The sequence below is a fragment of the Methanobrevibacter thaueri genome, assembly GCF_003111625.1.
Classification (GTDB): domain Archaea; phylum Methanobacteriota; class Methanobacteria; order Methanobacteriales; family Methanobacteriaceae; genus Methanocatella; species Methanocatella thaueri.
The window spans coordinates 183,813-200,235 of sequence record NZ_MZGS01000016.1 but is presented as its reverse complement, the minus strand read 5'-3'; the positions used below and the strand labels follow the sequence as shown (position 1 = coordinate 200,235).

Below are 16,423 nucleotides of genomic sequence, written 5' to 3'. Positions count from 1 at the left end.
ACCTGCTTTTCACATCATCACTGAATATAATTATTTCCCCAACCAATTAAATTAGATGCTTCAAAATTAAACATAAAATAATGAAGCGACATTTCATTTAAAACATATATTCAAAAGCGACTCTTTTTTCCAATGATATTTTTCGCCTCTCTATCTCTCATATGGATTTTTCATTTGGCTGGCGAGGTGTATTATATATGTATAGAAACGATGAGGATTTAATCAGCGAGTTTCATCTAAAGGCTGGCCACAGCGAAAGTTCAGTCAAGTCATACCGTGCAGTCTTTAAGGGATACTGCAGCTTCCATGACATGAGCCTGTCCGAACTTTTAAAAGAAGCAATCATGGAACAGGAAAACCGCATTCCAGAAAACAGGCTAAAAATCTATGACAGGATAGTTTCTTACCGGAATTTCCTCTCAAAGACTCACATGCCAAACACAATCAACAATTCGGTTTCAAAAATAAAGACCTTCTACCATTACAACCGTGTCTACCTGCCCTTCATTCCGCCACTGAACACAAAAAACATTCCAAAAAACGACATCATAGCCTTTGAAGACATTCCAACCAAGGATGAGCTGAGGCTTGCTTTAGAGTTTGCAGACGACCAACTAAGGCTCTGGATTCTGGTGATGATTTCATCAGGCTCATCAAGGGCAGAGGCCAAGTCGATGACAAACTCCCTATTTTTCAGGGGAACCTATGAATACCACAAAACCGGCACATTCCCGAAGGCCCTGAGGAGGCTTGCGGCGATGGATGATGCGGTCTGCACATGCAGCCTTACAAGACAAAAGACCGACAAGCCATACTACACTTTCCTCAACCCAGAATGCGTCAAGGAGATTGCCAGAGTCAAACTCAAAGAGAAGGATTTTGATTTGGACGCTCCCCTTTTGAAGTATAATCTCAATCATGTAAACTACAAGTTCAAGCTTCTAAATGACTATCTTGGATTCGGTCAGGCCGGCGGCTTTGCAAGGCTCCGTCCCCACATGCTCAGGAAGTTCAACTCAACATATTTGAGCCAGGGATCTCTTGACGGCAATCTCTTGGCAATGGACAGCGTCGACATGCTTCACGGCCGTGGAAAGAGCAAAACCAGGGAAAGCTATTACAAGGACAATCCCGAGTTTTTAAAGCTTGAATACATTAGGGCAATGAACAACATATCCCTTTACCACAGATATGACTGGAAGGTGATCAATGGAAAGGTTAGGATAGTATCGAGGCCTCTTTAAAAAACCTTTTGATTGTATAAACCATATGATTTTCCAAAAAGTAATATATATTAAAAGATATAAAATTAATCTTATAGATTTTTAATTTTCATTGATTTATGTGAAATTAAATCTTATTCAATTATTAATTTGGGAGGTGATAGGAATCAGATATAAATTAATCTTCGGATTAATTTTGTTAATGTTTACATTGTCTTTTGTTCATGCAAGCGATACTAATGCCAGTGACATCTTGGAAACGCATAATGATACAAGCGTTCTGGAAGCACCAGCCATTCCTTCAGCTCCCGACAAGCCGGACCTGGTTGTCAATGATACGATTTACGTCGAGGAGTACAACATTGACGAGTATTTCAAGGACAACGTCCTGGGAACTGAATTCAACGACAAGATCTTTGTCTTTGAAGGGGATTTCAACAATCTGGCCAAACTGTCAATAAAGGCAAGCAATGTCACCATAAAGGGTGACGGTGCTGTTTTGAAAAACACTGTCTTTGACGTTTCCGGAGATAATGTAACGTTGGCCAATCTCAAGTTTGATTTAGATTCTGATTTAAGCTATAATGATGGGGCGGCTATAATATTTGACGGTGACGGTCTGGTTTTTGACAATCTTGACATCGATTATGTTGCCGAGCTCAACCGTGAGGCATATGCCTTTTACGGTATCGGCAATGCCGAGCATTCAAGAAACCTGAGAATCACAAATTCAAGGATAAACTTTGAAGGCCACAACAACAATCGAAACGTCTACAACTGCGCAATCAAGGTTATAAACTATGATTATGCGGTCATGGAGAACAACACGATTGTTACATCACTTCCTTTAAAGGACGTGAACCACGGCGCTCACGGGACAACCCTCGATTCCGATTTTGTCCTGAGCGTTGGTGTTGAGAACTGCAATTATCTAAAATTCATCAACAACACTGTCATTTCAGAGGTGAACTTCCGTCAGGATTCCCCTCACCCTACTTTGGATGGTTTGCTGATCAGCAAATGTAACAATTCCCTCATTGAAAACAACAATATAATGATGAGCGATTTTGTCACATATCCTGGTCTTGACAATTATTTATACGGTATCGATATCTATAATTTGAATAATCTGACTGTACGGGGAAATGACATAAGCATAATCACCACCGGCGGAAGATTGTCTGCAGGTACCGCTTATCCGATTCAGATTTCAGGTCCGATCAGTGGAGTCAACATTACACGCAACAGCCTGTATTCATTCTCCAACGGACCGAACATCGGGGTTTATTCCCAGAACTATTACGGCGGAACCGAACTGTCCATTACATACAACCGCATAAACGTCACAGGGCTTGCGGGAACTCATGAATGGGCACTGGTTGCAGGTGTTGAGACTCAGGATTCAAATTCAGTCGTTGAAAACAATATTATAGAGGTTCACAGTGTAGGTGCAGTGGGCGCTGACGACAACATATATGGTGTAAGCTATCGCCAGTCAACAGACGGCGAGCACAGGTATTCAATCCAGAACAACACCGTTTTCAGTGACGGTTTCAAGTCCGTTTACCTGTTGAGCTCTAATGACTCAACCGTTTCAAACAATCTCCTGGTTTCATATAACCAGAATGCAAAAAACGGCTATGACGGTTTCGGATACGGCAACATTGCCAATCACAATGGAGTCAACTTCCAGAACAATCAGGTCATAAGGGCGTTTGACTATTATGCAAACATCTACAACAATAATGTCAATGAGGAAAACGGCAGGTACACTTACACAAACCCTACTAATAATCGTCACGTCTCCAATGTGATTGACGGAAGATCCATCAATCCGATAAGCAATGAGAGACGCACCTATAATCCGCTCATACCGGGCTCAAGTGAACATCATGGAACATACAGCGAAGGGGAGCTGCTTCCGGTAAGCACCAATCCTCAGGAGAGGAGCAATTCTCAAAATACCGGTGAAAGGTCTTTCAACGGAAACCAGAACTCAAACGTTCCTGGAAGCGACTCGAATGCGAACACCAACAATGTCAATGGTGCAAGCTCCTATGCAAGGTCCAACAGCACTGATGCAACCCCGTCAGATACTGGTCTGAATTCATTGGCCGGTGAAGCCGTTTCAAGCGGCGGATCTTCAAGTGTGGCCAAAAAGGCATTTGAAATCGAAGACATTAACAAAAACGAGTTTATACCTTCAATATTCTATGTTATCGCAACATTGATTCTTTTGATAATCGGGTATAGGCGTAAAAATTCAAATTCAAACTAATCCCAATCCTTTGGGATTAAAAACTTCTTTTTTTCGATATTTTTATATAATTACCAATTACATATATTAAAACATAATTGATGAATTTCTGTTTTAGAGGTAATAATGTGAACTTAAACAATAAGATATTGGTAATAATCATATTGGCTTTTGCAAGTCTGATTTTGCTTTCAGCGGTCAGCGCAAACGAAAACGAAACTTTACTTGCCGACAATCCAAGTGTGATAGATGTCGATACAGTAAACGGTGACGATGCAAACATTGAGGGTGTTCCGGTAAAGTCAATTGGAAAGGCGGTTGAGATGTCTGATAACGGCACCGAAATACATTTGAGCGACGGCGTGTATTCAGGCTCCAAAAACACCAGAATCACAATAGACAAGTCAATTGATATCATAGGTTCCAGTGATACAGTAATTGACGGTGAAAACACAAATTACCTCTTCACAGTCACAGGAAACGCCAAGGTCACATTCAAAAACATCAGATTCATCAACGCCTACAAGTCTCCAGAATCATATGCGATAAACTACCCCGACCCTGTCTACGGTTCAGCTGTAGAAATAAGAAACGCACAGGTGTTGATTGATAACTGTGCCTTTGAAAATAACCAGTTAACCTACAGCACCAACAACAAGTATACCTACGGCGGTGCAATATCAAACAATGGCGATTTGACCATTACAGATTCCAGATTCATATCCAACATCGCACATTCCACATCAGGGCTCTTCTCATATGGTGGTGCAATCTACAACAACGGAACAATGTCTATCACCGATTCTGAGTTTCTAAAATCCGATAATGACGATTTCTCATTCGGCGGATTCATTGCAAACTATGGAAGCGCCGAAATCACAGGCACAACAATAGCCAATTCAAAATCAGCAGGTGAGTCAAGAGGCTCTGCCATATACAATGCAGGGGACTTGACCTTAATCAATTCAATCGTTGAAAACAACACAATCGCCAAGGCAAGCTTCCAGTATGTCTACGGTGCAGTATATAACAGCGGACGCTTGAACGGTCACTCCAACATCTTCAGAAACAACACAGGATTATATACCGTTCCGAGCCGTGGTTCACCGACAATATACAGTGTCGGTGATTTGAACCTGACACATAACCTGTTTCTGGACAACAAGCCTTTTGAGGGAATCTACAAGGATGTCTACCTAAACAGCGTCGGAGACATTCACTTAGACAACAACTGGTGGGGCTCAAACGATGATCCCTATTCCACATCATCATTCAACATCAGGGATGAAATCCACTCATGGCTGATTCTCAACATCACACCTGAATATGCCCCTTTGGAAATAAATCAAAGCGTTGACATCAAAGTCAATTGGGCATCAGTCATAGGCTTCAATCCGGCACTGATTCCAAGTGCAGCACTAAAGATAAATGAAACACCATTCGATTTCAGGGATGACATCACATACACCTATGCAGACACTAGCTCCAAGGGCCTTTACAGGGTCAACGTGACTTTTTATGATTTCACAAGAATCGTTGATGTCGATGTGGGCAAGATGAAGTCAATAATGAGTGTCGAATTTGAGAAAAACATCACATATATGGATGATTTGAAATTCGAGATTGAGGTTGTCGGCGATGATGCGCCTGTCTTCATAAGCATAGGCGAGAGGACCTACAATATCACTCTTGTAAACGGCCACGGGAATTTCAATATAAACGACTTGACTCCTGGAACCTATGACGTCATGGTGATGTATAACGGCTCTGAGAATTACTTCAGGTCATACTATGCCTCAAAGGTGACAGTAAGCAAGCGCATGGTGTCCATCAATCTGACAATTCCTGAGGTTTACTTCGACCAGCAGGGAAGGGCAACAATTTCCCTCTCCCCTGAAGGCTCAGATTCGACAGCAACAATCTCATTCAACGGCAAGCGCAAGATAATATATCTCTACGCCTCAAGACCGGTCACAATCGATTTGGGATACTTCGCTGAGGGCGAGTACAACGTTACTGTGGACTATATGGAAAACCTTTACTTCAAGGCGGGAAGCGTCACTGAGGTTTTGAAGGTCAAAAGGTATGAGACCGCATTCAACATTACCTCTCCGGACATCAAATTGGGACAGACTCAGACAATCTCAATTGCAATCTCCCCGGACGGCTTTTCCGGTTATGCGATATTGAACATCAACGGAAACGACTATGAGATATTCCTTGAAAACAAAACAACAGACATCACAATACCTAACCTCCAGGCAGGAAAGTACAATCTTAAGCTGACATATAGGGGTGACGACAAGTACGCTCCTGCAACCGCTACAGGCAGCTTCAGTGTCCTCAAGACCCCTTCAAGCCTTACTGTGAAGGTGGATTATGATGAAAATACCTTGACAGGTAACATCAATGTTAAGACCAATGCAAGAAACTGCACAGGCGAAATTGAGGTCTACATCAACTACAAGAAATATCATCTGCCGCTTAACAACGGCGAGGCCAACTTCCATGTGGCATTTGACAAGGGAACCAACTACATATATGTCTACTATCCTGGAGACGGATACTGGGCAGAGTCTGACTGGAACACTACCATTGGTGTTGCCGATGAGTTCATAATGATGAGCGGAGATGTTGAGGGATACGAGCACAATGATTTCAATTATTCAGTCCGTTTGATTGAAATAAATGGCGTTCCGCTTCCTTTAAGGACAGTCACAGTAAGCTTCAACGGAAATGATTACAATGTCACAACCAACGACAACGGTTATGCATTCTTCAATCTTAATCTGGCTCCTGGAAACTACTCCATAAGCGCATCATATAAGAATGAGACAGTAACAAACAATGTCACAGTAAAAAGAATAGATTTCAATGTGACTGCTTCTGATGTGGTTTATGGTGAAAACACTACATTTAAGGCAGTCTTTGACAGGAACGTCACAGGTTGTGTCAACTTCACTATTGACGGAAAATTGTCTGTTGTTGTAAATATCACTGACGGCGAGGCAATATTTACTACAGATTCATTGAATGCGGGAAGCTACACTTTAAGGGCATTCTATACAAATGAGCATTTCAGCTCAGCTGCCAAATCCTCAAGCTTCACCGTCAGCAGGGCCGACTCCGCTTTGAGTTTTGACATAAGCAATGTGATTGCAGGTGAGGACGCAATCATCACTGTTCATCTCTCCCCTAATGCAACAGGTGAGGTCACATTCATTCTTGATGGAAATGAAACGGCAAAACAGGTAATCAACAGCACTGCAGTTCTTGAGGTTTTAAACATTTCAGGAGCGGGGCATGAGATTAAAATCATCTACGGCGGTGACGGCAACTACAATGGGAAATCACTGAACGATACATTCTACATCAAGGACTTGAGAACTGACGTTAAAATATCAACTTCCAACATAATATATGGCAATGCACTGCATGTCAAAGTAACCGTTAGTGAAAACGCAACAGGAAATGTCACAGTTACTGTCGGAAAGATCACAAAGACATTAAGTCTTGAAAACGGTGTCGGTGAAATCAACATCACAGGTCTTGATGCCGGAGCGTACAATGTCACCGCATCATATGGAGGTGACGCCCGCTATATCTCATCAGCCGGTTCAACATACATCAGGGTCTTCAAGGCTGACTGTGAATTGAGGATAGTCACCACTCCTATTCTTGACGAAAACATTCTGATTTACGCTTATCTGAGTCCTAATGCAACTGGTTATGTGTCATTCAGCATGCCTGGCTATTACACTTCAAGAAACAAGGAGATTGATGATGCCATTGCATTATGGTACATCTCACCTTTAGGTACAGGTTCTTATACAATAAAGGCTGAGTATCGTGGGGACAACAATTACAATCCGGTAAGTGCAAGCTATGACTTCAACATTTCACAGGTGAAAACCAGGCTGGTGGTCAGGATACCTGATGTGATATCCTCCGAGAGGGTTGCGGTAAATGTGAGGCTCACAACCGCTGCAGGTGAGGGCTTGACCGACACTGTCACAGTCACAATCAACTCAAGGACATACACTGTCAATGTCAGAAACGGTACCGGAACACTGTATGTGGGAAGGATGGCAGTCGGCGACTATGATTTCCAGGCAAGGTATGAAGGTAACTTTACATACAATCCTGCAACGTATGATGGCAAATTTAAGGTCGCTGAACATCTTGACGTAATCCTGAAGGTCAAAAACATGACCAAGTACTATGGTGATGCATCCAAATTGGAAGTCACATTGACTGATTCCAACCTTAATCCGTTGGCAAATCAGGTAATCACAGTAAACGGCAGGATAAATCTCACAACAGACGATGAGGGTAAGGTCTATGTTGATGCCGATTATAATGTCGGAAACCATACCATATCCGTTTCATATGCCGGCTCACAGAAGTATATCTCTTCAAACGCCACCGTTTCGGTGACTGTAATGTCAACTGTCAATGGTATTGATGTCGTAAAGCAGTTCGGTACATCTTCACAGTACTTTGCGATATTCCTGGACTCCAAGGGGCGTGCGCTTTCAAACGCTCTGGTAACATACATTATCGGTGATCAGTCATTTACTGCATCCACATTGCCTAACGGTATTTCTAGGGTGAACATCAACCTGAATCCGGGCTATTATCTTATAATGGCAATAAATCCGGTTACAGGCGAGTATGCAATCAACTCCATATTTGTTTATGACCGCATTATGGAAAATAAAGACCTTACACAATCATACACACAAAATAAGCTGTTTAAGGTGAGGGCATACACTGCTGACGGAAACATCACCGGTGCAGGAGAAAAGGTCACCTTCAAGGTGAACGGCAAGACCTACACAGGAGTTACAGACGCTAAAGGATATGCCTCATTCAGGGTTAATCTCAAGCCTGGAACCTATAAGGTGAGCACAAGCTATGGCGGAGTTACCAAAACCAATAAGATCACTGTCAAAAGCATCGTTAAAGCTAAAAACATGAAGGTCAAAAAGACCGCCAAAAAACTTAAAATCAGGGTCACTCTTAAGAAGGTCAACGGCAAGTACCTTAAAGGAAAGAAGATTACCTTGAAGTTCAAGGGTAAAAAATACAAAGCAAAAACCAACAAGAAGGGCGTTGCAACATTCACAATCAAGAAGAATGTCCTGAAAAAGCTCAAGAAAGGCAAGAAATACACTTACAGGGTTACATATCTTAAAGACAGTGTGAAAAAGACTATAAGGGTTAAATAATATTATTTGACCTTTCACTATTTTTTCTGCAATTCCTGCATTGCCCCTTTTAATTTTATTACTTTTTTTATTATATTATTTATATAAAATAAATAATAAATTATTGTATATGACATTGCAGGAAGAATTACAAATTAATGTTACAATTAACAATTACACTCAAAGAAGCGGCAGCTATTCATCCAGCTATGATTATATCCTTTTGGATTCACTGGATGACAGTTCCTATTCAGCTTTATTCAGAAATGACCTGAAAAACCTAAAGATCAAAACATGGGACAGAACAGAATGCAAGGCACTCTACCTTCCCGGCTATGAATCTCAAAGTGCAGCAATACTTGTAAGAATTCCCGTTTCCAAAGTCTCAGCATCAACCAGGCTATTGTTGGAAGTCCATGACAAGTCAACTGTATTTTCAAGCACTTTAACAATAGGCGGTGAGGTGCTGATGTTTGATGCAAACCATGATTTATACTCAGACTTTTTCATGAGCTACTCAGGATTAAGCATCAACAATGACTCAACAGATGGCGGAAAATTCCTAAGGGCAAGATACGTTCCAAGCATCGATGGAAGTTCTCCAACCTCACTATTTACCAAAATAGCTTCAGGAAGCAGTTTATCAAACAATCGTGTCACTGTAGCGAGATTCAAAAGAATCGGCGGCTGTATCACCACCAATGACAATGCCACATATCATGGATCAACAGGCGGAACAAGCATGATGCAGATGGACTATAATCTCACAACTTATCAGATTGACAGAAAAGTCACATCACTCAACTGGGACGGCCAGAAATCCTACCTGATGTTTAAAGGTACGGAAACTTTAGTGCAGGTTAATTCAAATGATGCCTATGCTTCTGATGTGGATAGTCAAGGCAATTATAAGCAATACCATTTCCATGGAAGAATATCAAAAGGTTTCAGCAGTGACTCAGATTATCTGGAAGGATTTGACAGGAACAATCCGACCAAAATCTATGACAATAGCTACCATGAAGTGGAAATTGCACCCCAATGGTTTTTGACAGATGAATTCGAGGAATACAACTACGTTGACCTGAAGTGGCTTTTGATATTTCCATCACCGATACTTGGAGCTAATGCAATTCCGCAGATAACAGTAACGGAAAAGAAATCAAAAACTGGAATCCGATTATACAAGGGAAGTCACGAATATCCAAAGGCCTACAAAGGCGGCACGTTACTGTGGGATGCCAATGACGAGAACATGGAAGATACGGGACTTCACATTCCGGATAAAATAATCAACAGAGATTGGGATTGGGTGTTCTAATGATAATCGATTATGATGAAACAGTCGCTCATGGCCGTGGACATCCGACAGGCCTTGAACACACAGAGAAAATGGATGTTGTTGCCTGCCTTCTGGATGAAGGCGAAAGGACCTATGTCAATGATGAACATACGGCATGGATTTCAGCCAATAGATGTGCAGTCGGTGAAATGGTAACGCTTGATGAATCCTCAACAATGCAGCATACGATAGTCAGAAAAGCCAAGGAAGGTGAACTGGCTTTCGGATATCTTTTGGGCAAGGTTCAGGTAAAAACATCCGGATTAATACTTGTCACCGTTGCTGTTCTTGGTGATGTTTTCAGGCTGAAACTGAAAAGGCCGGCGCCAAAGGAAATTCTTCCAAACACCAGAATCTACATTGACAAGGATGGTGAGTGCAATCCCGTTGAAGGTCATGACCTAAGACTGTTATCAATCGTTAACTTAACGGAAAATGAGGATGTTGAATACATCAGAGTCTATCGGCAGATGTCTGAAATCGAAATGTATCCTGAATCTCAGAACTGCATTGATCTTGCTGACTGTTCCTTCGAGCAGGATGAGATAACTCATGTCGTCAACATGATCGTGCCGACGGAGTCAAACATCATGGCGCAGGCCAATTATGTCAAGGACAATGACGGTGTCACTTATTGTGAGCTTCCTGACGTGGCCATTGTCAATGATGTCAGATTTGTGTGGGAGGACAACAAGCTCTACATGGAATGGGATGGTTGCAGTGAGGATGAAAAAGTATATTTTATATAAAAGAAATAATAAAATATTATATTAATTATTATATATGGGTTGTAATAGCTATGGCTAATGTTAATAATACTTCATCATACATGGATGAAGACAAAAAGCAAATTATTAAAGAGTCTAATTATACCTATAGGGATGCTCTTGAAGTTTCAGCTTATCTCATTGAAGTAGGAAAGTTTGAAAGGTTGTACAAAGAAATGCAAATCCATGACTTACAAAAAGAACTTGACAAAATGGATGAATAAAACTTCAAAACAAAAATCTCAGGTAATAACTCTTAAGATAAACTATTTTTGATTGTAAATGTAATACAAAAAATTATTATTACTTTTATATTTTTTTTCATTATATTGGATTGTAGCGAGAGCATTTAATTACAAATATTTGTTAGTTACATTACAACAGATCTCGCTAAAAAGTAGTAGATAATTCATTTACTTTTTAATCATTTTGTTCGTATAGTATAGAACAAATTTCACTAAAAGTAGTAGATAATTTAAAGTGCGTTACGCCAACAGCAACATGAAGCTGGTCAAAAGGAACCAAAAGTTGCATAATCCGGATTCACCCTTGCTGATTGGTCATGTTAATGAAGGTGATGTTATAAAAGAGGTTAACGAGCCTAGCTATATTGATATGCAACAAAAACTATTTTAAATTTACATGAATTTTAAATTAATGTTTTAATGATGAATAATTATTTAATCACTTATTTAATAGGGATAAACTCCTGTACGCTCTTTTTCATGATTTAACCAGGTTTCAAGCATTAAATCTTCAAGAGAATATTTTCCGTCATAATAGTTTATTATTCCTTTATCTTGTAATGTTTTAATGTATTTATTTAAAGTGGCTGGAGCCATGTCCAAATTCTTTTCCAACTCTGACCAAGTAATGTGTACCTGATTTAACATTGTACAGATTATATTTTTTTCGTAATTGTTTAATGTACCCCATATTCTAATCCACATTACAAGAATCTGATCCATATTATTGAGGAATATGTAATCGATTGAGTTTTCATCATATGTTTCATGGGATGATAATGCATTGTAAAAACTGTTAATGTACATTGGAATTCCTTTTGTGTATTCGTAAAAGCGGTCAAATCCTTCTTGTGTGAATTCTATTTCAGGAAATCTTTCTTCAAAATAGGATTCTGTTTCTTGTTTTGTAAATGGGTCAATATTTATTTGTATCATTCTTCCTCCAAATGCACCGGTTGCACCGTTTAACATTTCTATCATGTCTGATGTTTGGGAAATTGATCCGGTCATTACATAACTTACATTTGATTGAAATTGACTGTAACTTCTTAGCATCCAGAAGAAATCTTCAGGTTTTCTTAATTTTTTAAGCATTTGAAATTCATCAAGGATTATTATAAATCCATCGATACTATCAATGCTTTCTACAACTTTTTGAGGATATTCCATTACGAATTTGCTTATTTTTTTATAGTTGTCATCTGTTGCAGGTATTGGTATTTCTGAGATATGTGTTCCTTTTGAAAAACTGTAGTCTTTAAGTTTTAATTTGTCAATTAAATTTTTTAAAAGGAAAGTTATTTTGTTATTGTCATTTAATTTTTCGTAGATTGAATTGTTCATTTCGTCCAAGAGTTCCAATAAAACGGATTGTGCTTTTAGCTGGGTATCGTCCTTTCCAACAATTCTTGAAACATCAACATAAGAAACTATGAAATTTTCTTTAGAGTCCTGTTTTATTTTTTGAAGTAAAAAAGTTTTTCCTACTCCTCTTACGCCTTTGATAAGTAATGATTGAGAAATTCCCAATTCTAAAGAGTTTAAGTAGTATTCAATTTTTTTAATGTCTTCTTTTCTGTTGTAAAAATATTTATCAATTTCGTTTATTGGAATATGTAAAGGTACAATACTCATTTTAAACACCTGATATTAATTATATATTTTATAAAATATATACTTTAACAATTTGAAGTACTTCATTTAGATATAGTTAAAAATATTACTTCAAATAAATGAAGTACTATAAAAAAATGAAGAATAAATTTCAACTTCAAATGGATGAAGTGAATATATTTTTGATACAATTTGATTGGGGGGGGTAATGACTTTTAAAACACTTACTTTATATTTTGAATTGTATTGGTTTGAAATTTATTTCTAATTTTCATTTAACTTTATTGTGCAAGAATTCTCCGGCTTCTTTAAGCCGGGGGATGAATTGCACATTTTAGTGGGTTAGTGTCTATATTTTTTTTTATGTGGGGGGTGATGCGATTAATTTTCAAATGCTCTCGGATAAATGCCATATAATATGTAGGTTTATAATATAGAATATGTAATCAATAGAGGATAACTAATTTCCTTTTAGATTTTTATCAAATAAGTGAAAGAATACTCCGACCTCTTTTAGGTCGGAGAGGTTCAAGATCAGTCTATTTTTTAAATTCTTCTAAAAATTCTCTAAACAGATCTACAAATAGTGAATTGTCATACTTGTAAACAAATTCCTGGGCATCAAAAATAAATATTTCTAGGTTTTCAATCTTGCCTTTGAGAGGTTCTACGTCAAATTCGGGAGAATAATAAATATCTTCAGAAGCGCTGACAATCAATGTTTTCGCTTTAATATTGGATAATTTATCCTCAATATCATAATTTAATGTGGCGTCATTTCTAAATTTGAAATCATAGATGTCTTCATTGAAGCCTTCCTCAATAAAAGCATCCATAAGCATTTCAAGTTCTTCTCGAGTAAACTTTTGAAATGCTCTTTTGGAAAAATATTGGGTATAAATTAATGAATTGATTGAAAACATCATTCTAGATAAATGTTCACTATAAACAGTATCCAGATATGCATCGGATGACTCAATTAAATTGCTTAGGGCTTTGGAAAAAATGTAGCGATAACCATCCGTTTTAAAAGAACTGCTGCCTATAATTAAAAATTCCATTTCATCAGGATATTCACATCCCCAGGTAAAGGCTTCATAACCTCCCACTCCAACACCCAAAATGCCAAGGACCTTGCTTATATTAAATACGTCAGATAGAAATTTTCTTTTAAAATTCACGCAATCCCTAATTGTGTATTTTGGAAAATCAAATTTTAAATTAGTTTTAGAAGGTGAACATGATTCAGGATATCCTAATGAAGTGATTGATATGTAAAAAAAGTTAAAATCTGCTAACATGCTTCTAGGGCCAAGTAGTTGATTCAAATCTTCAATTGATAAGCAATTTCCATTGAATCTATGGCAATAGACAATTGCATTGACAATATTGCCTTCTTCATCATATTTTGGTGTTCCTCGGGTTGTATATTCCACCTCAACATCTTGAAGAGTCTGACCGTTTTCAAATTCAAACTCGTCCAAAACATGTTTTCTATATCCTAACTTTGAATCCTCAATAATCATGTTCTCATTAATATATTTGATATTAATATTTAAATAATTATGTAATTATTCATATTAAGAATATATTTTATATGTTTGTTCAATAATTTTTCAATTATATTTTTTTCAAAATTATGATGATGATTAAAAAATTGGAAAATTGATAAGGATAGTATTTCCTAATTTTCAGTGAGAAAAATCATTTTCAATTATCACTTATCAATTTTGCTGCTTTCTTTAATATTGTTTAAATTTGATTTCAGAATCTTGTAGATGTTCTCCGCACCTACAATTTCCTCATCCGGAACATTCCAGTCTGAAGGATATAATATAAACGGTTCTGATTGACTTCCTCCAGCTCCACCGTGGCTTCCGACCAGCTCTTCAAAGGCACAGACCTCATCCTTTTCGGCATCATAAAAGCTGTTGACTAGAATATCTGGAGTGTATTTAAATGAGCTGCTTCTTTTTAAATGTTGAGCAATGTTGTCTCCGAATCCTTCAAGAGGATCTTCCCCTTCTATTTCATCATTATCTAAGTAATATGTTCCATTTTTACCAATTGCCATGTCACCTTTTTGTGAGGAGTGAACTAAAATGAATCCTACATATTCATTATTTACGATTTCATCAATCAGCTCTGGAAACATTTCATTGATTTCCTCATATGTCAGTCTGTGGCTCCATTTGGTTAGATAGACCAATGCAAGATTTCCAGATCCGAGAACTATAACTTCGGAGTCTGACATCAGTTTTTCTTCATCTTCTTCTTTGTTTCTATTTTTAATGAAATTGACCTTGTCGGAAAACGGTATGTAGACTTCCGCAAAATGGTCCTCGTTTGAAGACATTTTGGCATACATGTTAATGTCCATAGGAAGCAGTGATTTGACAAAGTCTTCGAATGACTCGCCGTATCTCTGTTTGAATGTAGCCCCATTGGTTTGGCCATGGTCTGACTGTATCACGAATTGATATTCTCTTGGAGAGTATTTGTTTCCATCAACTAAATGTTTTATCTGTTTATCCATTCCTTTAAGGGCAAACCATACATCCTCATCCCTAACTCCTGAATGGTGAGCAATCTCATCATAACCCAAATAGGTGGAATATGCAACATCAATTTCTCCAATCATCATATCTCCAATCAGTGTTTTGGTGTTGATTTCCCTCATGAATACATTGGTTCCGGCTCTTGTTGGAATATATGCGATTCCTCGTGAAATCCTTGGTTGGATGTTTAATAGCCTGTGTTTCAACTGGGAATATATTTCATGAATCATGTCTTCAATAAGCAGTACCACTATACGTGCGAAATCGCTTGGATTTGAAAAGATTGAATACCATGCTCCGTTATACAGTTTTCTCAAATCTGTTATTTTGCTGAAGGTGAAAATCACATTGTCTGTATCTCCTGAAAATAGGTTGGATCTGCTCGCTCCATTTTCAACAAGCAATCCATTTCCATTTGATATTCTTTCTTCAAGGATTTTGACTTTTGAAACTCCTGAACACTGCATTACCTGATTATCATTTTCTTTTTCAATCCATCTAAAAGCGGTGATGTTTTCATTGTTCCCATGTAGGATTCCAGCTTGGCTTGCTCCTGTCTGTGAAGACAAATCTGTTTCCCATTTCTTAAGGGTATGGGTTTTGCTGTCTAACATTTGCTTGACGGTCGGCATTACTCCCCTGTCGATAGCTTCACATAAGACGTCATAGGCAAGTCCATCAATCTCCACGATTATCACGCCAGGATAATCCTTAATGTCCTCTTTTCTTTTCCTTTGAGCCTCTCTCAGCGTTGCCTGGTAAAATGCTCCATCGTCATCGAGTCCCAATATGGTGGAGAGGATGATTGTAATAAGGGCTATGGTCAATGGTGCGAGAATTATTCCCAATCCGTTAATATTTAAACCAAAATATGGTCCGAAAAAAGCGAATATTCCTCCATTTAAAATCAGACTACCAATTCCAAAAGTCCAAACCATAAATGGCATATATATCCTTGTTATAAGTGGCCATAATACTGCATTGAAAATACTGATGAAAAATATGAATACAACAACACGGTTTAAGTTGGTAACGGTAAAATCCAATCCAAAACTAATTAAATACAATCCGATTAAATTTGCAATGAACAAAATCAGATATCTTTTCAATGAAAGTCCAGGGGTTTTTTTAAGTTCATCAACATCTCTCATACTGTTTCCCCTATTCTTTAAAAAATAATAGAATAATAGTGAAAATTATTCCACTA

The 16,423-nt window shown here is 38.2% G+C and carries 9 protein-coding genes; 6 read left to right on the top strand and 3 right to left on the bottom strand.

The genetic code is table 11. The features are described 5' to 3' along the window. Positions 1-197: 197 nt before the first annotated feature. The 6 genes from MBBTH_RS02945 (at position 198) to MBBTH_RS02920 (ending at position 11,023) form a co-directional block, all read left to right on the top strand. Positions 198-1,244 (top strand): hypothetical protein, encoded by a 1,047-nt coding sequence (locus MBBTH_RS02945; RefSeq protein WP_116591555.1) that lies wholly within the window; start codon positions 198-200, stop codon positions 1,242-1,244. A 175-nt stretch (positions 1,245-1,419) separates the two neighbouring features. Continuing rightward, entirely contained in the window at positions 1,420-3,501 is a 2,082-nt protein-coding gene (locus MBBTH_RS02940) for a right-handed parallel beta-helix repeat-containing protein (protein WP_116591554.1), read from the top strand. A 107-nt stretch (positions 3,502-3,608) separates the two neighbouring features. Then, positions 3,609-8,711 (top strand): Ig-like domain repeat protein, encoded by a 5,103-nt coding sequence (locus MBBTH_RS02935; RefSeq protein ID WP_165814012.1) that lies wholly within the window; start codon positions 3,609-3,611, stop codon positions 8,709-8,711. 109 nt (positions 8,712-8,820) lie between these two features. Then, entirely contained in the window at positions 8,821-10,011 is a 1,191-nt protein-coding gene (locus tag MBBTH_RS10980; protein WP_207773312.1) for a hypothetical protein, read from the top strand. Further along, positions 10,011-10,781, top strand: coding sequence for a hypothetical protein (locus MBBTH_RS02925; protein ID WP_116591552.1), 771 nt, complete (start codon positions 10,011-10,013; stop codon positions 10,779-10,781). Before MBBTH_RS10980 ends, MBBTH_RS02925 begins: the two co-directional genes overlap by 1 nt. Before the next feature lie 50 nt (positions 10,782-10,831). After that, positions 10,832-11,023 carry a hypothetical protein gene (locus tag MBBTH_RS02920; protein ID WP_116591551.1) on the top strand — a complete coding sequence of 64 codons (192 nt, stop codon included), beginning with the start codon at positions 10,832-10,834 and terminating at the stop codon, positions 11,021-11,023. Positions 11,024-11,491: 468 nt separating this feature from the next. On the opposite strand, the gene MBBTH_RS02915 is transcribed toward MBBTH_RS02920, so the two are convergent. From MBBTH_RS02915 to MBBTH_RS02905, 3 genes are all read right to left on the bottom strand, one after another. Next, entirely contained in the window at positions 11,492-12,679 is a 1,188-nt protein-coding gene (locus MBBTH_RS02915) for an AAA family ATPase (RefSeq protein WP_116591550.1), read from the bottom strand. A 518-nt stretch (positions 12,680-13,197) separates the two neighbouring features. Beyond that, positions 13,198-14,184, bottom strand: coding sequence for an alpha/beta hydrolase family protein (locus MBBTH_RS02910; RefSeq protein WP_116591549.1), 987 nt, complete (start codon positions 14,182-14,184; stop codon positions 13,198-13,200). 191 nt (positions 14,185-14,375) lie between these two features. Further along, positions 14,376-16,367, bottom strand: coding sequence for a phage holin family protein (locus MBBTH_RS02905; RefSeq protein ID WP_116591548.1), 1,992 nt, complete (start codon positions 16,365-16,367; stop codon positions 14,376-14,378). Positions 16,368-16,423: the final 56 nt, after the last annotated feature.